Below are 20,675 nucleotides of genomic sequence, written 5' to 3'. Positions count from 1 at the left end.
TGCCCCAAGCCGCGGCTTGGGGCATCAGCCTTTTGTGCTGATCGGGATGTCAGCTGGCTGCGCTGATCCCGCTGATCTCAGTGACGGGGAGGGACGTCCGGACCGTTGTTGAAGTTGATGTTGTTGCCTTCTGCGGCAGGTTCGCCGGCAATCGAACGGCCTGCGAGCAGGTCGCGGATTTCGGTGAGGAGTTCTTCCTGAGTGGGCGGAACGTCTTCGTCTTCGAGGTCGCCGGTGTTGCGCATTTCGTTGAGCTTGTTCATCGGGACGATGATGACGAAGTAGACGATGGCAGCGACGATGATGAAGTTGATGGCCGCGGTGATAACAGCACCGAAGTCCATGAAGGTGGCCTTGTTGCCGGAGACGATCTCAAAGCCGAGGCCTTCCATGTCCGGCGGGCCCGCAACGGCCAGCAGCGGCTGGATGAGCTTGGTCGATATGGCTTCGACGATTGCGGTGAATGCAGCACCGACGATGACAGCGGTTGCCAGTTCGACAACGTTGCCGCGCAGAATAAAGTCGCGGAACCCTTTGAGCATGGTTTTCCCTTTCGCGGTCCTGTTTTTGAGTTAAGTAGGACACTGTTTGTAACAGATACGTACCGATTTTAGGCAGAAAACCTGTCCATTAGGCAGGTTGCCTCGCCATTAATGGGTGGAATCTGTCACATAGCGCGCCTATTCTGTGCTTCCGATCCTGCTGCACGTGCTTGCAGAGCGGGCACTATGCCGTCGGCTGAGCAGTGCTGCAGAGCCCCGAGCGCAGCGGCTATTGGAGTTACTGGACGATCGCGAAGCTCAGCATGTCCGGCGGTATTGTCGCCAGTTCCGCGGCTTCGTCCGGGGTGACGGCCAGTGTGAAGACCAGCTTGTCGTCAGCAAGCGCATTGCCTGCCGGACGGGATATTCCGGTGACAACGGCTGACTGAACGACCGCCGCACCGCTGCGTGTCAGCGCCTTGGGTCCGGCACCGCCTGCCCCGTCTGATTCCCCAGTCGGGCCTGGACTGTCCGGCCCTATGCGGCCATCGCCATGGGCAGAGTAGACGCGCACTCTGCTGCCGGTCTGGATGATTGAGGCCGATGCCGGGTCAGCGGCGGTCACCGGCACGAGGACTGTCCCGTCTGGGGCTGTTGTCTTTTCCAACAGGGCATTGTCAGTGACGGGTGCACCGGCAGACAGTGATCCGGAAGCGTGCGATCCGACGACTGTCTCGATGGAACTGTGTGCGCTTTCGGGAATGAGGGCGGGAGGAAAAGTGCGAACGTCGAGGTCGGCAGATGTGATTTCTGTTCCCGCCGCCAGGTTTGTGGCGGCAACCACGACGGGCTTGCCGGATGTTTGCGGAATGACGGTCCAGACGGCAATCAGGGTGGCAAGGCCCACGAGCAGCGGAGCGATGACCATTCGGTGCGACCGCACTGTTCGACGAAGAGAGGCGAGGCGTTCAGACATGCCCCAAGTGTGTGCCGCGGAGGTAAGTGACACACGGAAAAAAGAGCAACTGTGACCTACAGTGCCGCGCTGCTGTTCCGCAATCGTCGCGAAAGAGCTGCTATTGCTGCGAATCCCCGCAGCAGCGGCGTCAGTCCCCGGAGCCTCCGTCAGATGAGCCGCGAGAATCGTTGCGGTAGAACCCCGAACCCTTAAACGACACCCCGAGTGAACCGAACACTTTGCGCAGCTGGTCTTGCCCGCATTCGGGGCATGTTGTCAGGGCATCGTCGTTGAAACCCTGGTGGATGTCGAAGCTGTGACCGCAGTTCTTACAGGAGTAGGAGTACGTGGGCATGTGTTCTTTCCTTGACGGTGGGCTGTTGCGGCCCGTGTGACCGACCCAGAAAGTATAGCCAGCCGCGCATGCGCAGAACCCGCCGCACCCGCCGCACCCCCCCCCGAACTCCGCCGCCCGCCAAGGCTCCTGCGAGTGCCGCACCGACTATTCGGCTGTGCGCAGCCCGTCTTCCGTCAGGACCGACTGAACGGTGAGGTCCCATTCCTCTGCCGCCAGGCGACCGCCGAACTCCCAAGAGAAGCAGACTCCGGTCAGCGGCACCTCGTGAGCCAGAGCGGCAGCCTGCCCCTGCGGCCCGAAAGTGCGGTCATAGAACCCGCCGCCGTTGCCCAGCCGGGTGCCGTCGGCACCGAACCGTAGGCCCGGAACCAGCACGAGCGGAGCATGCGGTCTGTCCTGGGGGAACGCACCGCGCTCAGGCCCGGAAGTTTCCGAGGCGCCGGCCCGGTTCTCTTTGGAATCCACGCTGGCAGGTTGGGTGAGGTCGAGCAGGTGTTCGGCCAGCTGCGCGGTGGTGAGCTCTTCGCGGGGTTCGCGAATGTGCCACTTGCCCCGCGGTGGGAGGTCCATGCGGCCGGGAGCTCGCCCCCAGGTGAGCGGCCTATTCGGGCGGGTGACGGGCAGGAACACGGTGCCGCCGTCGTGCATGTGGGCATTCAGCGCGGAATCGAGGTTGGGTTCGCCGGGCAGTGCCGCGTAGGCGACGACGGCAGGACGACCGGCGATGAGTCGAGCGGTCGCGCGTGCCAGACGCTTCTGTGCGGATGCCGCAGCAAGGCTGCCTGACCTGCGGGTTTTCCGCACATCGGCGCGCAGAGCGGCTTTGATGCTGTGGTCCATCGTCGCTCACCTTCCGTTCATCTGTTACAGCTTAGAATGACCGCATGAAGAACCCTGAGAGAAAAGTCCGCAAAGCTGTTATTCCGGTTGCCGGACTCGGTACCCGTTTCCTCCCGGCCACGAAGGCCATCCCCAAGGAAATGCTTCCGGTGGTTGACAAGCCCGCCATCCAGTACGTCGTCGAAGAAGTCGTCGATGCGGGGCTGAACGACGTTCTCATGATCACCGGGCGCAACAAGCGGCCGCTGGAGGACCACTTCGACCGGGTTGACGGGCTGGAAGAGACACTGCGGGCAAAAGGCGATGACGCCAAACTGGAAAAAGTCCAGAAGGCCAGCACGCTGGCGGATGTTCACTATGTGCGCCAGGGAGATCCCAAGGGCCTGGGCCACGCCGTTCTCAAAGCCGAGCAGCACGTGGGTGACGAACCTTTTGCCGTGCTTCTGGGCGATGACCTCATTGACACGAACAACCCCATTCTGCCGACCATGATCAAGGTGCAGGAAGCTACGGGCGGTTCAGTTGTCGCGCTCATGGAGGTGCCCCCGGAAGACGTCAGCCTGTACGGCTGCGCAGCGGTTGAAGATGCTGCTGTTGAAGGTCTGGAAGTTGATTCGGCCGTCAAGATCACCGGTCTGGTTGAAAAGCCGGCAGCGGAAGAAGCCCCGTCGAACTTCGCAGTCATCGGACGCTATGTGCTCGCACCGGAGATCTTCCCCGTGCTGGCGCAGACCCCACCTGGCCGCGGCGGTGAGATCCAGTTGACCGACGCTTTGCAGACACTGGCGGAAGACCCGTCTTCGAATGGTGTCTACGGCGTTGTGTTCTCAGGCGACCGCTATGACACGGGCGACAAGCTCAGTTATCTCAAAGCTGTTGTCACCCTCGCCGGCCGCCGCGATGACCTGGGCAAAGACCTCAACGACTGGCTGCGCGACTACGTGAGCGCCCTTGACTGAGAAGGGTGATGCGGCAGGCGCTGCCCCAGATGCGCAGATGAGCATGCCAACGCGCGCTTCTGCCGCTGTGCGCTCATGCCCAATCGGCATCCGGGAGGTTCTCTGATGACTGCGGGTCAGTGGCAGCCGCCTCACAGAAGTGCTGCGGTTGCGCCGCTCGGGGGCGATTCGCTGGCAGCGCAGGCGGCGACCTCCGTGCACGAAGAGCTCGAAAGCGCCGGTTTTGACTCCATCGAAGCACTCCTGCCGGATGTTGCCGGTGTGGGGCCGCTGTGCGATGCCTTTGCTGATTCGGCGGATCTGCTCGTGCTGGTCGGAGGGCTCAGCGCCGATGACAGCATGGATGTGGCCGGCGCCCTGTCACAGTTCACCGACACGCCGCTGCCGGGGCTGCAGGCGATCATCTTCGATTCCGCTCGCCGTCACGGGGCTGCTCACGTGCTGTTCACGGCCCCGTGGGTTGGATGGGTCGGCACGACACTCGCTATTGCCCTGCCCGCTGACGAGGCGGTGGCAGCTTCCGTCATGTCCGAACTGCTTCCGCTGTACTCCCAGCTGTTGGAGCAGCGCGACAGCGACACTGGGCCGGGCGGGCCCTCTGATCGTCTGCGCGGTGAATCTCGCAGCGGGCCCGGAAATGAACCCTCCGGCGGTGCTTCGATCCTTCAGATGCCGCGCCCTGTCACCCCGGATGACGAGGGTGATGCTTAAGCGCGCGGCGCTGTGGGGCTGAGAGGCGTGGGTGCTCCGTGGTGGCCGATGCGACTGGTGGGCCCGCAGAGCTTGGTTCTGCGGGCGCTCAAGCGCTCTGACGCTGCGGCCTTTGCCGAGGTTCGGGTGGCTAATCGCGATTGGCTCAGACCGTGGGACGCAACTCTGCCCGGGGCTTCCGTGCCCGGCGGTTCTGCGGCCTGGGCGGCGAGCAGCCTTGACGAGCAGTCTTCCGACCCGAATCTCCGAGCGGCCCTCAAGGAGGAGCGCACCGCGTTTCACTTTATGCGCCGGGCATTGAAAGCACGGGCCAGAAGGGGAGAGGCGCTCCCGTTTGCCATTGAGATTGCCGGGAGTTTTCGCGGGCAGGTGAGCGTTTCGGATATTCAGTGGGGGTCGATCGGCTCAGCGCAGATCGGCTATTGGATTGATTCGCGCATGGCGGGGCGGGGGCTCGTTCCGCTTGCTGTGGCTATGACTGTCGACGCCTGTTTCTTTGAGCTGGGGCTGCACCGGGTGGAGATCAACATTCGACCCGAAAACGCCAAGAGCCTCCGCGTTGTCGAAAAGCTGGGATTTCGGTTTGAGGGTGTGCGCCGAGGGTACATGCACATTGCGGGAAAGTGGGCGGATCACCGCTCTTACGCCCTGCTTGCTGACGAGGTGCCCACCGGGCTGACCAGCCTCTACACCCGTGACCGCGGGTGGGCAGATGGGTGAGGCGCCCTGAAGGTGAGTGGGCAGGCGGAGCTCGGCTGGTGCCTCGGCAGTTGGGAAAAGCGTGCTGGCAGGCAGTGCGGGGCCGTGAATGTGAATAGACGCTGACAATGTGACAGACACACCGCAAAGCATCCCCCACCCAATAAGGGGTCTGCATATTGTTGTGTTCTGGATGATCAGCGAAAACGGCGCCGGACGGACACATCTATGAATTCACACAGCTCATCGCAGCCGCGCAGCACTCGGGAATCTGCACGCGGCGCGCAGAATGCTGCTTCGACTCACAGCGGTGCACCAGCACACCGTGGTGCTGGCAACGGCGACGCTGCAGCCGGTGTGGACACGCGCAATGTGCGACGCGCGCTCGGAATCGGTTTTCTGCTCTTCAGCCTCACAACGATCGTCACGTTCTTCTTTTCCCTGTTCACGGCTCTGACCTGGGCGGTTCCCGTGCTCAGCACAGCCATGGCGCTCAGCTGCGTGCTGGTTGTCATAGCCATCAACGGCGAAGCCTCCGAAAGCGCAGTCGAGCGTCGTTCAGCTCCCGCCGGTCGCGCTGCTGATCGGGTGGCTGGTTCGCAGGGTGCTGCCGGTCGGACTGCCGGTGCTCAGGCTGGAACCGGCAAACCTGCGCCCGCAGCAAAAGCTGCCCCGACCGTAAAAGCTGCCCCGGCCGCGCAGCCGGCGCGCACTGCGCAGAAGACCCGCACCGCTGAGCCCACGCCGACGGTGAAAGCTGAGCCTTCCTCGGCCAAGGTGAGCCGGCAGACGCCCGCGCAGAAAGACAAGGCGACTGCCGCCTCGTCGGATTCAAAGCCTGCTTTTCGCGATAGCGGAGACAATAGCGAAGCCCGTGCTGAGGACGCGCGTCGCTTGGCGGCCAGCTCTGCGCGCCGCAACGATGCTGCAGGCCGAGAGGTGTTGGACCTCGAAGCTCCGACCGGCGAAATCCCAGTTGTCTCAACTGGTGTTCAGCGCACCCGAGAGGTCGTGGCGAGTGCTGAGTTTGCGCCTCGCCCGGTGCCGGAGCCCACGTACGTCAAGGTGGCTCGGGAGGCTGGTGAGAAAGCCGCGCAGGATGCCGCAGGCGATGCGCAGAAAGCTGAAGGCTCACCTGCAGAACGCGAATCCGCCGCCGAACACTTCGCGGCGGCCGACGGCACTGTTCCCGAACTGGTCGATGCGGCAAAGGAAGATGACGGCACTGCGGCCCTGAAACACGGGCGGAAGGCAATCCGTGCCGACAAGCAGACCGCGCAGCTGGGCGCTGTGTCGCGTGCTGCTGAGGACGCCGCCTATGCAAAGGTCAACGATCTGCTGGCTCGCCGCCGCGCCTGATCTCTGAACTCAACTGCTGAAGCCTCGCCCGGTTCTATCACCGTGCGAGGCTTCAGTATTTCAGCGTCCTGCACGCCGGGTGGTGTGCAGATCAGGGCGCATCCGGAGGCAAAAATCGCCTCCATATGCGCCCTGATCTGCAGAAGTGCGCGCTGAGCAATCAGCCGACGGGCGTGGCAACGTACTTGATTTCGAGGTATTCGTCGATGCCGAACTGCGAACCTTCGCGTCCCAGACCGGATTCCTTGACCCCGCCGAAGGGGGCGGCCGGGTTGGAAACGAGGCCGGTGTTGAGGCCGACCATTCCGGCTTCGATCTGCTCGGACAGACGCAGGGCCTTCTCCAGGTTCTCCGTGTAGAGGTACGACGACAGCCCGAATTCGGTGGCGTTGGCCATCTCGATGGCCTCGTCTTCACTGTCGAAGGTGTAGATCGGGGCAACCGGTCCGAAGATCTCTTCGTGGTTGATGGCAACACCGGCGGGGATGTTCGTCAGAACGGTCGGCTCGTAGAAGAAGCCGTCGCCTTCAATGCGCTTGCCGCCGGTGACGACGGTCGCACCGGCGGAAACGGCCTCATCCACCAGCTCAGCAACCTTGTCGAGTGCCTTTTCTTCAACCAGCGGCCCGATGTCAACGCCTTCCTCAAGCCCGTTGCCGACCTTGAGCGTGCTCATGCGCTCAGCCATCCGCTTGGCGAATTCATCCGCCACGGACGAGTGGATGATCAGTCGGTTGGCCGACGTGCAGGCTTCGCCGATGTTGCGCAGCTTCGCCTGCATTGCCCCGTCGACCGCTTTGTCGAGGTCAGCGTCTTCACACACGATGAACGGTGCGTTGCCGCCGAGCTCCATAGAGGTCTTGAGCACGTTGTCGGCCGCCTGCTTCAACAGGTTCTTGCCGACATCGGTGGATCCGGTGAAGGAGATCTTGCGCGCAATTCCGGATTCCATCCACGGGGTGACCACGCGGCGGGCCGAGCTCGACGTGACGACGTTGACCACGCCCGCGGGAACACCGGCTTCGATGAGCACTTCCGTGAGCATGAACGAAGTCAGCGGGGTCAGCTGCGCGGGCTTGAGCACAACGGTGCAGCCTGCTGCCAGTGCGGGTCCGATCTTGCGGGTGCCCATGGCCAGCGGGAAGTTCCACGGCGTGACCAGGATGCACGGGCCAACCGGCTCCTTGGAGATCATGAGGCGGTTTTTGCCGTCGGTGGACTTCATGTAGTCACCGCCGACGCGCACGGCCTCTTCGGAGAACCAGCGGAAGAATTCGGCGCCGTAGGCCACTTCGCCCTTGGCTTCGGTGAGCGATTTGCCCATTTCAGCGGTCATGACCGCACCGATTTCATCCTGTCGTTCCATGAGCAGCTCGAAAGCGCGACGCAGGATTTCACCGCGTTCGCGCGGCGGGGTTGCCGCCCACGACTTCTGGGCGCGGCCAGCTGCTTCGATGGCGTCCTGCGCGTCCTTTTCGCTGCCGTCGGCAACCTTCGCAATGACTTTCCCGGTGGCGGGGTTGATGACGTCGATGGTGTCGCCGGTTTCGGCGTCGCGCCACTGCCCGTCGATGAACAGTCCCGTGTTGACCTTGTCGATGATCGACTGTGCGTCCATGCTTGAGCCGTCCTTTCTCTTTGCTCCTGTGCCAGTGTATGCGCCCGGGGTGCCGTTCGGCTTCCCCTTTTTTGCTGGTCAGCGCCTGCACTCAACAGCTGACGAGGCGCCGCTCACCACCCTGTCCACGGCCCGGTTCCGCTGTGCTCACCGGCCGTTCGCGGGTGTGTGCGTCATTTGACGTGTTCGGCGTATTCGGGGTGCTTTCCGATGTAGTGCTCGATGTAGCTGCATGAAGGCGTGAACGTAAACCCGTCGTTGACTGATTCGCTGAGCGCGTGGCCTACGATCTGGCCGGCGACTCCTTTTCCGGTGTAGCCGTCGTGGGTGACGGTTTGGAAGAAGTCGCGGTGGGTGCCGTTTTCGCTGTAGGCGGCGAAACCTGCTTCTTCGCCGTCGATGAATCCGACGTAGCGCTTGTTCTCGCGCTGGTGTTCTACGTTGACGTTCGTCATGGGTCTCCCTTCCTCACTCGTCGAAACGAGGTGAGGCGCTCAGCTTATTCCGTCTACAGTGGTGACCAGCACATGCAAACCCGGATACTCAAACCCGTGGGAGGTTTCCTTGTTGAACATCGACGCCGAAACCCTGCTGTCGACCGTGTCGTCAGCTCAGGCGCGCGACGGCATGCGCGAAGCTCTGCGCGGAGGCTATGATCCGGAAACCTGCCTGCCGCGTACATCGGCTGATCTTCCCAACGGCCAATTTCTCTTCATGCCCAGCGCTGTCGGCGATTTCGTGGGCATCAAGGTGCTGACTGTCACCCCGGAGAACGCCGACCGCGGCCTGGCGACAATTCAGGGCAGTGTTCTGCTGTTCGACGGCCAAACGCAGACTCCGCTGGCGACTGTCGACGGTGCCGCGATCACTGAGCTGCGCACTCCCGCTTTGTCAATGGCCGGGGTGAAAGACGTGCTGCAGCGCCGCTTCGCAGAGGGTGCTGCGATGGTGATCTTCGGTGGGGGAGCGCAGGCTGCCGCTCACATTGAGGCCGCACTGGCTACCGTGCCGCTGACCTCGATCACCGCGGTTGTTCGCGGTGAGGGCAAAGCGCAGAGGGTTGCCGAAAAGGCTGCGGAGTTCGGCATCGACTTCACTGAAGCAACGTCCAACAGCCCTGAAGCTGTTGCCGCTGTCCAGCGGGCCGGTTTTATTGTCACGGCGACCGGCGCCTCTGAACCCCTGCTGGAGGATGTCCACGTGCGCGATGACGCGGTTGTCGTCGCGATGGGCTCTCACCTGTTGGACGCCCGTGAACTTCCCGGCGAACTGTTGGGCCGTTCGACCGTCGGCGTGGAAGCTCTCGACAACGGCAGACGTGAAGCCGGGGACGTTCACCAGGCGGTTGAAGAAGGCCACCTGACCTGGGATGAGGTTCTGTCGTTCAGCGACATCGTGAACTCCGCTGGGGCCCGCATTCCCGACGATCGCCCCTTTGTGTGGAAGACAGTCGGCCAAGGCTGGGAAGACATTGTCGTGGCAGGCCTGGCATACCGCGGCGTGCGCGGGGAGGCTGACAAGTGAGCCGTCTTGTAGTCCGCCGCGCCGAACTGGGCGACGCTCCCGCGCTGGTAGAACTGATCGAATCTGCTTACCGTGGCGAGCGCTCGCGCTCCGGGTGGACGACGGAGGCTGATCTTCTGGGCGGGCAGCGGGTCGATCTGCCCATGGTCGAGGACATGATCGGCACCTCGACTGTTCTGGTCGCCTTCCCATCAGATGACCAGGCGCCTGCAGGTCCCCGCTCTCCGCTGGCTACCGTGACGCTTGCCGATGAAGGCGACGGTGTCGCGTATTTCGGCACGTTCGCCGTGTCTCCTGACGCGCAGGGCAGCGGGGTGGGCAAAGAGCTCATGGCCTTCGCCGAATCCTATGCTCAGCGTCAGTGGGGCACGACGGCCATGCGGATGACGGTCATCAGCAAGCGCGCGGAGCTCATCGCCTTCTATGAGCGCCGCGGCTATGTCCGCACGGGGCAGACCGAGCCGTTCCCCTACGGTCAGGAGCGCTTTGGGGTTCCCAAGTGCGACGACCTCGAATTCGCAGTGCTCACGAAGCCGCTGTCCTGAACCTGAAGACTATGTGATCGGGTGCACAGCGGGTTCGGAAATAGGTTTAGACTCATCAGTAGCCATCCGCCGGACAGACCTGTGCGTCAGCCTTCGGCCCACATAGAAGTGGGCTGGCGGCTGCTTTTCGGCCTGTTCGGCGGGACGCTGTTCCCACAGGAAGCGAGGACACATGCTCAAAGGAATCCCTTCGACTCTCGGTGACAGCTACCAGCTGAACACCACCACTCTGATGCGGCACGCGGTGAACAACTTCCCGCAGCAGGTCATCACCCACCGCACCGTTGACGGCCAGTGGCACAACACGACGTACGGTGAATTCGGCAAGCGGGTCAGCCACTTGGCGCACGCTTTGGACAAGTTGGGCATCGGCCCGGGCACGATGGTCGGTGTTGCCGACTGGAACTCGCTGCGCCACTTCGAGCTCTACTTCGGCATCCCCGCACTTGCGGCGACCATGCTGCAGATCAACATCCGCCTGGCGCCGACAGACATTCAGTACGTCGTGAACCACTCGAACGCCGAGTGGATCTTCATTGACGAAACCCTCCTGCCGATTGCCGAAGCGATTGCCAAGGCCAGCTACGTCAAGGGCTTCGTCATCATGACGGACAAGCCATCATCGGAAGTTGAGCACAACCTGCCCAACGCCTACTTCTACGAGGACCTGCTGGCTGAGGCTGCCGAAGAACACGGCGATGACTACGAATTCCAGCAGGTTGAAGAGACCACGGCCTGCTACGCGGGGTACACCACAGGCACCACGGGACGTCCGAAGGGCGTCTACTATTCGCACCGTTCCATGTACCTGCACACCATGGCGGTCATCAGCAACCTCAAGATCGACTTCACTGATGTTGCTATGCCGTTTACGCCGATGTTCCACGTGCTGTCGTGGGGCTTCCCGCAGGCGGCGATGGGTGCCGCAGCGAAGCTCGTTCTGCCGGGTATGTTCTCGGCAACGGACATCGGGCCGGTGGCCGAGGCGATTGCCCGGGAGGGCGTAACCGTCACGAACGGTGCGCCTGCACTGTTTGCGCCGATTCTTGAGTACTTCCGTTCACTGGACACTCCGCCGGATCTGTCGCGCACCCGCATGATCGCCGGTTCGACCGAACCTCCTGTTGCGCTCATGAAGGGCTTTAAAGAACTGACCGGCGCCTATGTCATCCACGGCTACGGTGCGACGGAAACGTCCCCGTTGGCGTCGATCAACTGGCAGCTGCCGCCGTGGCTGCATGACCTGTCGGAGGACGAACAGTGGGACATCCGCCGTGCCCAGGGTGTGCCGCTGCTGGGTGTCGAGTCCCGTGTGGTCGACCCCACTGGCGAGGATGTTCCGCACGACGGCAAGTCCAACGGCGAGATCATTATGCGCGGCCCCTGGATCACGGAGTCGTACTACAAGCTCGATGACAACGACGACCGCTTCATGGACGGCTGGTGGCGTTCGGGCGATGTCGCGGTCATCCTGCCGTCGGGTCACCGCAAGATCACTGACCGCCTGAAGGACGTCATCAAGTCCGGCGGTGAGTGGATCAGCTCGATCGACATGGAAAACGCGATCCTCGATGAACCGGCTGTCCTCGAAGCCGCTGTCATCGGTGTGGCGGATGCCCGGTTCGACGAACGTCCCGTCGCTTTCGTTGTGCCTCGCCCCGGCAAGGAAGTCACGGACGACATGATCATCGCGGTTCTCAAGGACCGTTTTGCCAAGTGGCAGCTGCCGGACAAGATCATCATTGCCGAAGAGCTGCCCCGCACCTCTGTCGGCAAGCTCGACAAGAAGGTCCTGCGCGAGGACTGGGACGAAGCAAACAGCTGATCTGACCAGCGTCTTCTCCTTCACGAGGCGCCGCCTGCCTCCCAGCTGCACCCCACCTAAGGTGCGGTGGTCGGGAAGTTCAGCGGCGCCTCGTGCTCTGTTGTCCTCTACGCTGGTGGAGTGATGAAAACCCCAGCAAAGAGTTCTGACGAAGTCCAAGCGGATACTCGCTTCTTCGGCCACCCGCTTCCGCTCGCCCAGCTGTTCGGCTTGGAGATGTGGGAGCGGTTTTCGTATTACGGCATGCAGGGGATCCTGGCGATCTACCTGTACTTCTCGGTTGCCGACGGCGGTTTGGGCTACTCCAAAACGGTTGCCACCGCGTTTGTCGGCGCCTATGGCGGGGCGGTGTTCCTGGCGACCATTCTGGGTTCCTGGATTGCCGACCGCGTGCTCAGCTCCGAGCGGGTGCTGTTCAGCAGCGCGATCATCATCGTGGCAGGCCACGTGGCGTTGGCGATTGTGCCGGACTTTGCCGGTGTGCTCATCGGTACGGGGCTGGTGGCACTCGGTTCGGGTGGTCTGAAGGCGACTGCTTCGGCGATTGTCGGCACGCTGTATTCGGAAAAGGACCCGCGGCGCGATGCCGGGTTCTCGCTGTTCTACCTGGGCATCAACATCGGTGCTCTGCTGGGTCCGCTGATTGTGGGTCTGCTGCAGGATCGGATTGGCTTCCACATCGGCTTCGGTGCCGCCGCGGTCGGTATGGCGCTCGGCCTGCTTGCCTACATGACCGGCCGGAAGAACCTGCCGGCGGATTCGCGCAGAACGGTCAACCCTCTTCCGCGCAACAAGCTGTGGATTCTGCCGGCGGCCGTCGTGGCGGTTGTGCTGGCCATTTGGGCCGTTGTGGCTTTCGGCTGGCTGACGGTGTCGAATATCTCCACGTGGATTGCCGGGGTTTCTGCCTTCGCTGCGATCGTGTACTTCACGATTATGACCACCAGCAAGCAGGTCACGGCTGTTGAGCGATCGCGCGTGTTTGCATTCATTCCGTTCTTCTTGGCTTCCGTGGTCTTCTGGGCGCTGTACCAGCAGATCTTCGGCGTGCTGGTTGTGTACTCCGATGAAAGCCTCAACCGGGCGGTGTTCGGCTGGGAAATGCCGATTGCATGGGTGACCCTCATTCCCGCAGCGTGGGTGATCCTGCTGTCGATGGGAACGTCGGCCCTGTGGCTACGCATGGGTGACAAGCAGCCCTCGACCATGGTCAAAGCCGGTCTTTCGCTGCTGCTGATCGGTGTCGCGTTCCTGCTGTTCATTCCGTTCTCTGCCAGCGGCACCGGCGGGGCGCGCACACCCTTGCTCTACATGATCTTCTTGCTGATGCTGTTCGTCATTGCCGAACTGCTGATCTCACCCATCGGGCTTTCCGCCGCCAGCCGTTTGGCTCCCAGAGTGTTCCGCTCGCAGATGATCGCCCTGTTCTTCCTGGCCTCCGGTGTCGGAACGTCGCTTGCCGGTGTGACCTCCCGCTTCTACGCGGTGGACAACCAGCTGCCGTACTGGATGTGGCACGGCATTGCCGCTCTGGTGTTCGGCGCCGCTGTGCTGGCCGCGGCCAAACCCGTCACCAAACTCATGAAGGGTGTTCGCTGATGAAGATCGCTGTTATCGGTGCTGGTGTTATCGGCCAGTCGTGGGCCAAGCTGTTTGCCTCTCACGGCCACGAAGTTGTTCTGAGCGATCCTCGGGAGGATCTCGGGGAGATCGTTTCGGGGTTTTCTGCCGAGTTGGCTGAGGCTGGGTCTGGTTCGGGTGAGGCTGACGAGGTGCCGGCTGGGGCTGGTTCGGTTTCGGCCGGTTCCGTGCGGGCTGCGGAGGGGGAAGATCCCCTGGCAGATGCCACCTCGGGAGCTGATTTCGTCCAGGAATGCGGCCCGGAGCGTGTCGATGTGAAGCGCGAACTCTTCGCCGCAGCTGCCCAGCATGCGTCGGCGCAGGCGGTGTTTGCGTCGAGTTCGTCGGCGATCCCGGCATCGGTGACCGCTGCCGAGCTGCCGGACGATGTCGCTGCCCGCCTGCTGGTGGGGCACCCGTTCAACCCGCCGCACATCATGCCGCTGGTGGAAGTCGTGCCTTCGCCGAAAACCTCGGACGCCGCGGTGCAGACAGCTGTCGAGTTCTATCGCGGTGTGGGCCGTGAGCCGATTGTGCTGAAGAAGGAAGCGCGCGGCTTTGTGGGCAACCGACTGCAGAATGCGGTGCTGCGTGAAGCTGTGCACCTGGTGCAGAGCGGTGTTGTGGATGTTGAAGATCTCGATGCTGCTGTACGCAATTCACTGGGCATCCGTTGGGCTGCGGTTGGGCCGTTTGAAGGCCTGCACTTAGGCGGCGGCAAGGCTGGTCTGCGAGGGCTGATCGAGCACATTGGGCCGAGCTTCGCACAGATCGATCTGCCTGAGCCGGACATGTCTATGGAAGGTATGACCGAGGTTTTCGAGCAGACTGAAGCTGCCTACGGCATGCCGCCTGAGGAGTCGATCGCTGTTCGCCGCGACGAAATCCAAAACGCGATCCTGCGTGCGAGAGCCGCGGGGCGTTGACGGCCGGGCATGGGCTTCGCTTAACCGTCAGATTCCCTCGCCGGGTTCGGTTTCTTCTGCTCGGCGAGGGATTCTGCATTCTAGGTGGAATATTGAGGCGATCCGTGCGTTTTTGCCTCGTTCTTCCGACTAGACGGCAGAGTAACTTTTAGCAGCACCGGCGGAGTTGTGGGCCGAACCCACCTCACACCTCACACTGCGGCGCGGTAGAAGTAGCTGGTGCGCTTGGCGATTGTGCCGTCGGCGTTGAAGACGAAGAAGTCGGCGAAGCCTTCGTGCGCGTCTGAACCGTCTTTGAGCTTGCCGTTGAATTCGCCGCGGGAAGCCGCCTGGCTTCCGCTGACAATGATGTCCAACAGCGTGTGTTCACCAGATTCGATCACGCGGTCTTCCAGGTAGAACCGGCGGATGTCTTCACCGACCATGGTGTCGTAGCCGGGCCGGTCGTACGTGCCGTCAGCGGCGAAGAGGTCTGCGGTGGCGTTGTCGTCACCGGCGTCGACGGTGGTGTAGTACCGGCGGACGAGAGCTTCAACATCGGCGGGGGAGAGTTCGGCGGTCATGGTCCGTCCTTTCGTGTGGCGTCATTGCATTGAGCGTGCGCAGACTCGTTTCTGCGACAGGCGTCTGCATCAGAGGTTTCGCCCTCCGGCTGGGCGTTCTCTACGATAACTGTGAACCAGCACACGAACGCAAAGGAGCGCTCTCATGTCGGAGTCCGCGAACGGACATTCAGATTCCAGCAGCCGCAGTGAGCTTCAATCGCCGGCTTCTGAAAGCCGGGCGGTTGCTGCGGATCGTGCTGAAACCGCCACGCCTCCCAGCTCTGCTGCGGCTCCGGCGATCATGCGGCCGTTGAATTCGCTGTTGGAGAAGTGGACGCCGTCAGCGCTCATGTTCGCTATTGCGCTGAGTGCTGTTGTCGGTGTTCTTGCGCTTGTGCTCACTCCGACTGCACCTGTCGATGTGCTGGTCGGCTGGGGCGATGGCCTTTCGGGTCTGCTGGAGTTTATGACGCAGATGGCGCTGATCATCTTCTTGGGGCACATGTTGGCCCACACTGCGCCGGTGCGGAAGCTGCTGACCAAGATTGCCGATGTGCCTTCCAGCCCCCGTGCTGCCTACGTCTTGGTCTTTTTGGTGGCTGGCGTGTCAGCGCTCATCACGTGGGGCTTGTCGCTGGTGGTCGGTGCGCTGTTGGCGGTCGAGGTGGCCCGGTCGGCTCGTCGCCGCGGGTTCAAGGTGCATTTCCCGCTGCTTGTTGCGGCTGGCTATTCCGGCATGGTCGTGTGGCACATGGGCTATTCGGCTTCGGGCCCGCTGACAGCGGCGACGCCGGGGTCGTTCCTCGATGAGGCAATGGGCGGCACCATTCCGGTCACGCAGACCATATTCGTGTGGTGGAACCTGGCGGCTGCCGCTGGAGTGCTCATTGTGATGGCGATTCTGTTTGCTCTTACTGCGCCGAAGTCCAGCGCGCCGATTGTCGAAATGCCCGCGGAAGTCGAACACGGTGAAAAGCCCTTCGTCGGCGAGGAGATCGTCACCCCGGCCGACCGCATTGACGCGTCCCGTGTCCCGACCGTCCTGGTGGGGCTGCTGCTTGCGGCGTATGTTGTTGTTCACTTTGTGCGCGGGGGCACAATGACCCTCGACATCGTCAACTGGAGCTTCTTGACGCTCATCCTGCTTCTGGTGCGCAGCCCGTTTGAGATCATCTACTTGGCGAAGGGCGCGGCGGTCAATGTCGGCGAGATTCTTCTGCAGTTCCCTCTGTACGCGGGCATTATGGGTATCATGAGCGCTTCGGGCCTTATTGAGATCTTCTCGAACGCGCTGGTGTCGATCTCTGGTCCGCACACTTTCGGTGTTCTCGCTTTCCTCGCTGCCGGTGTAGTCAATTTCTTTGTGCCCTCTGGTGGTGGGCAGTTTGCCGTGCAGGGGCCGATCATGCTGAAGGCCGCCGAATCACTCGGCGTCGACCCTTCGGTTGCGATCATGGCGGTGTCCTACGGGGATCAGTGGACCAATATGATTCAACCGTTCTGGGCTCTGCCCGTGCTCGCAATTGCGGGTCTGAAGATGCGTGACATTCTGGGCTACACCACAATGACCCTTGTGGGTTCGGGCATCGTGTTGGGCGGAACCCTGTTTGCGGTGAGTTTCATCGTCTGATGGGCGCCCTCCGACCAGGCAGCACACCGGGCCCGCGCAGTAACGACCATGGCCTGCACGGGCTCACTGACCTCCCAAGCTGGTGGGCCATACTGGTTGGATGTGCAAGTCCCCGAAACAGCCCCCGAGTGAATCCCCAAAGCAGTCTCCGAAGTCTGTTGTCGTCGCAGCCGTGTGCCTGGTCCACCCCGAAGGGCCCGAGCTGCTGATGGTCCGCAAAAAGGGGACATCGTCGTTTATGCTGCCGGGCGGAAAGATCGAACCGGGTGAGGACGCACAGGCCGCTGCCGTCCGTGAAATAGCGGAAGAGCTGCGCTTGAATCTCAGCCCGGATCAGCTGGAACTGCTGGGATCGTGGACCACGGATGCGGCTAATGAACCCGACACTCACGTGACCGGGACGGTGTTTCTGCATCGCGGAACACCGGCGGGGCTGAATGCTGAGGACCCGTGTTTCTTCAGCGAAATCGATCAGGCGCAGTGGTTCCCCATTGCGGACCTGCCCGGGGACACTCCGGAGCGTGCCTTTGCGCCGCTGACGCGCAATCATGTCATTCCTGAGCTGCTGAACCGCGGGGTGAAGTGAATGACCAACCGCGAAGGCGCACCTGGCCCAAATGCCAACCCACCTGTCGAAGAGCCATCCGGCAATAACCGCCCAGCCCCCAATCCGCCTGTCAAGCGGATCAGCACGGGCGTGCTCTTGTTTGCCCTGGTGGTCGTATTCGGTCTGTTTGTGCAGACCAGTGTGGTGATGGAGGCCGATCGCGAAGTGCTCGGAGACATGATTGATCACCGCAGCGATCCGCGCACTGCTGTTCTGGTGTTCTTCACCAATATCTTCAGCCCCTTGGGCACGATCATCTTGGGCGCGGCGGTGTCGGCCCTCGTGTGGATTCTGGCGCGCAGTTGGCGCCCGGCAGCCTATATTGCAGGCTGCGTTGCGCTCGCCTCGGCCATCACACATTCGCTCAAACCGCTGTATGCGCGCCCGCGGCCCGCGGTGGAACATCGGATGGTGTTGGAAACGAACTTTTCGTTTCCCTCCGGGCACGCAACGGGTACGTCGGCGCTGCTGTTCTCTTCGGCCGTTGTGTTCAGCCTGCTGTTTGTGCGCCTGTGGCAGCGGGCGCTCATTTGGGCGGGTGCTTTGGGCATGACCGCCCTCATCTGTTTGTCTCGCCTGTATTTGGGCGTGCACTATTTCACGGATGTGAGTGCCGGCTGTTTGGTGGGCGTGGGGGCCTGTTTGGTGCTGTATGTGCTTGTTCGCCGCAGATTGACTGCGCTGAGGAACACAGATGTTCGGAAAAGCACGGATGCCCCGAAGAACACGGAAGCTCCGGCATGACTTTTCATCAGCACGACGCGGCCGAACGCCTGGTGCCGACTCTGGCGGATACGGAAACCCCGGACGAACTCATTCCGCCCGCCCAGCGCAAGCGCGAACACTGGCTGCACGTGATCTTCTACATCACGTTGATCGGCAAGGGCCTGTTCGGCCTGGGCCAAATGGCTTCCGGCATTGTGGTTCTCGTTGTGCCCAGGCACGTGTGGCACCAGCTGGCGGTGAAGCTCACTGCGGGCAATGCGGATAACCCTGTCACAGCGTGGCTTCTGCAGCAGACGGAGCATCTGGATTCGGGTATTCAGCTGTATGCGGCGATCTACATGATCAGCCACGCGGCCACGAAGATCGTTCTGGTGTGGGCTGTGCTGAAGGGCAGAATGTGGGCCTACCCGTGGATGCTCGGATTTTTGGCAGTGTTCATCATCTATCAGACATATGAGATCTTCGCCCGCCAGTCGATCTTCTTCTTGGCGCTGACGATCTTCGACATCTTCATTGTGTGGCTGACCCGTCACGAATGGAACCTGCAGAAACGCCAGAAGGCGCTGAAAGAAGCCGCCGCTGCCGCCCAGGAACACCCGGATACACCCGCGGACTGACCCCAGCCCAGAAAAATGGCGAGGTGCCTGCTCATCTGAGCAGGCACCTCGTGGTGGTTGGGCGGTGGGGTCAGTCGCCGGTGTTGTCGTCGTAGCTGGGGTTGCGGAGTTCTGGTTTGCTCGGAAATACGCACAAGACCATGACGATGAACCTGCCCACGAACGGGATGAAGTAAAGGAACGTCAGCGCGCCGTGCATGCCGGCGTCCTGAATTCTCCGCCAGCCTACGGACAGTAAAGGCAGGAGGATGGACAGCCCAAACAAGGCCAAAAACAGCATTAGGGAGATGGCAATATCCGGTGTGACAGGTTCGCTGTTGTATCCGGAGTAGGTGGTTTGGTCACTCATACTGGCGCCGATCGCTGCTACGGATACGGCAAGGACGTACACACCCACAAAGATGAGGGTGTTGATCAGTGCTGGCCACCAGTATTCAGACCTTGAAGCGTAGCCTTTGAACCGCACGTATTTCTTCCAGAAGCGGATGTAGGCGGTTATGGGTTTCGCACCGTAGAGCGGTTGTGACAGCGGGGGCGTTTGGCCAAGCTGGCGGTAGTCGGCCTCTGTCATCATTGCGTTCTGCGGTGTGGACTGTGCTCCACCGAAAGGCTCCCCAGCGCTGAATGAGGATGCCCCGAGCTGCTGCTCGTAGCTGCCGTATGTCGGATGCGGGTCGTTGGGATTCGAGCTCATGTTTCTCCACGGTTGGGTGATGCTGCTGACCGCCAGTCTAGTGTTTTCTGACAGTTGTATGGGAAGTCTCGGCGTGTCTAGACCCCCGCCTTGGCAGCCGGAACCCGAGCGCTTTGACAGCTTCACGCTGGCATACTTGTCAGCATGATGAACAGGGTGTCCCACGTGCTTTCATCGGCGAAGCGATTCTCAGCCCAGATGGGCCGTGAACTGTCGGTGCGTGCAGCAGAACGGCGGTTGGATCCGAAGTTCAGGCCGTCACGTGATGACGGCTTTGTGGTCGGGGTGTATCACGCGGGTGACAGGGCGTCGTCGTATCAGCTCAAGCAGTGGCTGGCCCCTATTGAGGACCTTGCGGCCACCATGAGTTTGGAGTCAGGCACCACTTTGGACGGTCCGGGAGAAGGCGCACCGTGGCCGGTGGGCATTCTGATGCGCAATCTGGACAACGCCCGCGAAATTGCCCAGCTGACGGAACTGCCGGTTCGCTATGCGCGGCTGACGGCTGACCTTGATCGCTTTATGACTCAGCCCACGCTGTGCGCGGTGCTGTATGTCAATCAGGCTGTGCTGAATTTTCAGGCTCTGCGGTATCCGGGGCCAGCTCATGTGCATTTGTCGCACGGCGAGAGCGAAAAGATCTCAATGGTGTCGAATCAGCTGAAGGCCTATGACTGTGTATTCACGGCTGGTTTGGCTGCCAGGCAGCGGATTGAGAAGGCGCTTCTGGGGCGGCTGCCGGACATGAGGGATGTCGGCAGGCCCCAGTTGGACTATGCGCAGCCCCTGCCACAGTGCTTCCAGCAGGTGCTCGATGGCAGCAGGCCCACTGTGTTCTATGCACCCACGTGGGAAGGCGATTCGCCTTCAATGGCCTACGGCACTCTCGCCCAGTCGGGCGTGCCTTTGGTAGAGGGGCTGGTGAACGCCGGTGTCGGTGTCATCTACCGGCCGCATCCGCGCACCGGGGTGGTCAAGCCGGAGTGTGCTCGGGCTGATGCCCAGATCCGTGAAATTGTGGCGGCAGCCGACGGCTCTGTTTTTGATGATTCTCCGACGGTGTCGTGGCAGTTTGCCGCAGCAGATGCGTGTGTTGCGGAAATGTCGTCAGTTGCGTTCGACTGGTTGGCAACGCATAAGCCGCTGGTGGCGCTAGCTCCGACCGATCCGGGTGCCGAGGTGGCTGCCGGTGGTCTGTTTGAGCGGGTGCCGTCGGCTGCGGGCACTGCCGAAGGGGGTCGGCAGGCAGCGCAGATGGTTCGGCAGCAACTCGACTCAAGGGATTCTGGTCGAGCAGAACGCGAAAAAGTGTGCCGTTACTACTTGGGCGATACGAGCCCCGGAAGCCAGAGGCGGCGCTTTGCGGCGGCTGTTGCCGGTGTTGTGGAGCAGCGCTGGGCCGATCGGCAGCTCAATGCCGGCAACAGTTGAA

The 20,675-nt window shown here is 62.0% G+C and carries 22 protein-coding genes; 14 read left to right on the top strand and 8 right to left on the bottom strand.

Going from position 1 to position 20,675, the window contains the following annotated elements:
* Window positions 1-77 precede the first annotated feature (77 nt).
* From mscL to HMPREF2757_RS07215, 4 genes are all read right to left on the bottom strand, one after another.
* Window positions 78-542 carry a large conductance mechanosensitive channel protein MscL gene (gene mscL, locus HMPREF2757_RS07230; protein ID WP_070574711.1) on the bottom strand — a complete coding sequence of 155 codons (465 nt, stop codon included), beginning with the start codon at window positions 540-542 and terminating at the stop codon, window positions 78-80.
* A 238-nt stretch (window positions 543-780) separates the two neighbouring features.
* Complete coding sequence (locus HMPREF2757_RS07225; RefSeq protein ID WP_083304169.1) at window positions 781-1,458, bottom strand: SAF domain-containing protein; 678 nt, start codon at window positions 1,456-1,458, stop codon at window positions 781-783.
* A 130-nt stretch (window positions 1,459-1,588) separates the two neighbouring features.
* Window positions 1,589-1,795 (bottom strand): FmdB family zinc ribbon protein, encoded by a 207-nt coding sequence (locus tag HMPREF2757_RS07220; protein ID WP_070574707.1) that lies wholly within the window; start codon window positions 1,793-1,795, stop codon window positions 1,589-1,591.
* Between the two features lie 147 nt (window positions 1,796-1,942).
* On the bottom strand, window positions 1,943-2,638 hold the full coding sequence (locus tag HMPREF2757_RS07215; protein ID WP_070574705.1) for a 5-formyltetrahydrofolate cyclo-ligase: 696 nt from the start codon (window positions 2,636-2,638) through the stop codon (window positions 1,943-1,945).
* A 44-nt stretch (window positions 2,639-2,682) separates the two neighbouring features.
* On the opposite strand from HMPREF2757_RS07215, the gene galU reads away from it, so the two are divergent.
* The 4 genes from galU to HMPREF2757_RS07195 all read left to right on the top strand — a co-directional run bounded on the left by galU (window position 2,683) and on the right by HMPREF2757_RS07195 (window position 6,366).
* Complete coding sequence (galU, locus tag HMPREF2757_RS07210) at window positions 2,683-3,597, top strand: UTP--glucose-1-phosphate uridylyltransferase GalU (RefSeq protein WP_070574703.1); 915 nt, start codon at window positions 2,683-2,685, stop codon at window positions 3,595-3,597.
* A gap of 105 nt (window positions 3,598-3,702) precedes the next feature.
* On the top strand, window positions 3,703-4,308 hold the full coding sequence (locus HMPREF2757_RS07205; RefSeq protein WP_070574702.1) for a hypothetical protein: 606 nt from the start codon (window positions 3,703-3,705) through the stop codon (window positions 4,306-4,308).
* A gap of 48 nt (window positions 4,309-4,356) precedes the next feature.
* On the top strand, window positions 4,357-5,028 hold the full coding sequence (locus HMPREF2757_RS07200; RefSeq protein WP_070574700.1) for a GNAT family N-acetyltransferase: 672 nt from the start codon (window positions 4,357-4,359) through the stop codon (window positions 5,026-5,028).
* 207 nt (window positions 5,029-5,235) lie between these two features.
* The gene (locus tag HMPREF2757_RS07195; RefSeq protein WP_070574698.1) at window positions 5,236-6,366 is read left to right on the top strand and encodes a hypothetical protein; all 1,131 of its coding nucleotides are present in this window, start codon (window positions 5,236-5,238) and stop codon (window positions 6,364-6,366) included.
* A gap of 160 nt (window positions 6,367-6,526) precedes the next feature.
* Here HMPREF2757_RS07195 and HMPREF2757_RS07190 read toward each other — a convergent pair whose 3' ends face one another.
* On the bottom strand, window positions 6,527-7,984 hold the full coding sequence (locus HMPREF2757_RS07190; RefSeq protein WP_070574697.1) for an NAD-dependent succinate-semialdehyde dehydrogenase: 1,458 nt from the start codon (window positions 7,982-7,984) through the stop codon (window positions 6,527-6,529).
* A gap of 173 nt (window positions 7,985-8,157) precedes the next feature.
* The gene (locus tag HMPREF2757_RS07185) at window positions 8,158-8,439 is read right to left on the bottom strand and encodes a GNAT family N-acetyltransferase (protein WP_070574695.1); all 282 of its coding nucleotides are present in this window, start codon (window positions 8,437-8,439) and stop codon (window positions 8,158-8,160) included.
* A gap of 109 nt (window positions 8,440-8,548) precedes the next feature.
* On the opposite strand from HMPREF2757_RS07185, the gene HMPREF2757_RS07180 reads away from it, so the two are divergent.
* The 5 genes from HMPREF2757_RS07180 to HMPREF2757_RS07160 all read left to right on the top strand — a co-directional run bounded on the left by HMPREF2757_RS07180 (window position 8,549) and on the right by HMPREF2757_RS07160 (window position 14,424).
* The gene (locus tag HMPREF2757_RS07180) at window positions 8,549-9,508 is read left to right on the top strand and encodes an ornithine cyclodeaminase family protein (RefSeq protein ID WP_141750213.1); all 960 of its coding nucleotides are present in this window, start codon (window positions 8,549-8,551) and stop codon (window positions 9,506-9,508) included.
* Window positions 9,505-10,053 (top strand): GNAT family N-acetyltransferase, encoded by a 549-nt coding sequence (locus HMPREF2757_RS07175; RefSeq protein WP_070574691.1) that lies wholly within the window; start codon window positions 9,505-9,507, stop codon window positions 10,051-10,053. Before HMPREF2757_RS07180 ends, HMPREF2757_RS07175 begins: the two co-directional genes overlap by 4 nt.
* 172 nt (window positions 10,054-10,225) lie before the next feature.
* Window positions 10,226-11,878, top strand: coding sequence for a long-chain-fatty-acid--CoA ligase (locus HMPREF2757_RS07170; RefSeq protein WP_070574689.1), 1,653 nt, complete (start codon window positions 10,226-10,228; stop codon window positions 11,876-11,878).
* A 123-nt stretch (window positions 11,879-12,001) separates the two neighbouring features.
* Window positions 12,002-13,477 (top strand): peptide MFS transporter, encoded by a 1,476-nt coding sequence (locus HMPREF2757_RS07165; RefSeq protein WP_070574687.1) that lies wholly within the window; start codon window positions 12,002-12,004, stop codon window positions 13,475-13,477.
* Window positions 13,477-14,424, top strand: a complete 948-nt coding sequence (locus HMPREF2757_RS07160) for a 3-hydroxyacyl-CoA dehydrogenase NAD-binding domain-containing protein (protein ID WP_070574686.1) — start codon at window positions 13,477-13,479, stop codon at window positions 14,422-14,424. Before HMPREF2757_RS07165 ends, HMPREF2757_RS07160 begins: the two co-directional genes overlap by 1 nt.
* Before the next feature lie 191 nt (window positions 14,425-14,615).
* On the opposite strand, the gene HMPREF2757_RS07155 is transcribed toward HMPREF2757_RS07160, so the two are convergent.
* Window positions 14,616-14,987 (bottom strand): nuclear transport factor 2 family protein, encoded by a 372-nt coding sequence (locus tag HMPREF2757_RS07155; protein ID WP_070574684.1) that lies wholly within the window; start codon window positions 14,985-14,987, stop codon window positions 14,616-14,618.
* A gap of 283 nt (window positions 14,988-15,270) precedes the next feature.
* Between HMPREF2757_RS07155 and HMPREF2757_RS07150 the strand changes: the two genes are divergently transcribed.
* The 4 genes from HMPREF2757_RS07150 (at window position 15,271) to HMPREF2757_RS07135 (ending at window position 18,549) form a co-directional block, all read left to right on the top strand.
* Window positions 15,271-16,599, top strand: a complete 1,329-nt coding sequence (locus HMPREF2757_RS07150; RefSeq protein WP_070575317.1) for a short-chain fatty acid transporter — start codon at window positions 15,271-15,273, stop codon at window positions 16,597-16,599.
* Between the two features lie 100 nt (window positions 16,600-16,699).
* Window positions 16,700-17,185: an NUDIX hydrolase gene (locus HMPREF2757_RS07145; protein WP_070574682.1), complete on the top strand. Its 486-nt coding sequence runs from the start codon at window positions 16,700-16,702 to the stop codon at window positions 17,183-17,185.
* Complete coding sequence (locus HMPREF2757_RS07140; protein WP_070574680.1) at window positions 17,186-17,950, top strand: phosphatase PAP2 family protein; 765 nt, start codon at window positions 17,186-17,188, stop codon at window positions 17,948-17,950.
* The gene (locus HMPREF2757_RS07135) at window positions 17,947-18,549 is read left to right on the top strand and encodes a DUF2127 domain-containing protein (RefSeq protein ID WP_070574678.1); all 603 of its coding nucleotides are present in this window, start codon (window positions 17,947-17,949) and stop codon (window positions 18,547-18,549) included. Before HMPREF2757_RS07140 ends, HMPREF2757_RS07135 begins: the two co-directional genes overlap by 4 nt.
* A gap of 70 nt (window positions 18,550-18,619) precedes the next feature.
* On the opposite strand, the gene HMPREF2757_RS07130 is transcribed toward HMPREF2757_RS07135, so the two are convergent.
* On the bottom strand, window positions 18,620-19,243 hold the full coding sequence (locus HMPREF2757_RS07130) for a DUF805 domain-containing protein (protein ID WP_083304167.1): 624 nt from the start codon (window positions 19,241-19,243) through the stop codon (window positions 18,620-18,622).
* Between the two features lie 144 nt (window positions 19,244-19,387).
* Here HMPREF2757_RS07130 and HMPREF2757_RS07125 point away from each other — a divergent pair, with 144 nt between their 5' ends.
* Window positions 19,388-20,674, top strand: coding sequence for a CDP-glycerol glycerophosphotransferase family protein (locus HMPREF2757_RS07125; RefSeq protein ID WP_141750212.1), 1,287 nt, complete (start codon window positions 19,388-19,390; stop codon window positions 20,672-20,674).
* Window position 20,675: the final 1 nt, after the last annotated feature.

The sequence above is a fragment of the Brevibacterium sp. HMSC063G07 genome (assembly GCF_001810665.1).
In the GTDB taxonomy this organism is placed as follows: Bacteria; Actinomycetota; Actinomycetes; order Actinomycetales; family Brevibacteriaceae; genus Brevibacterium.
The sequence above is the reverse complement of the archived record's forward strand: the minus strand, read 5'-3'. Positions and strand labels throughout refer to the sequence as shown.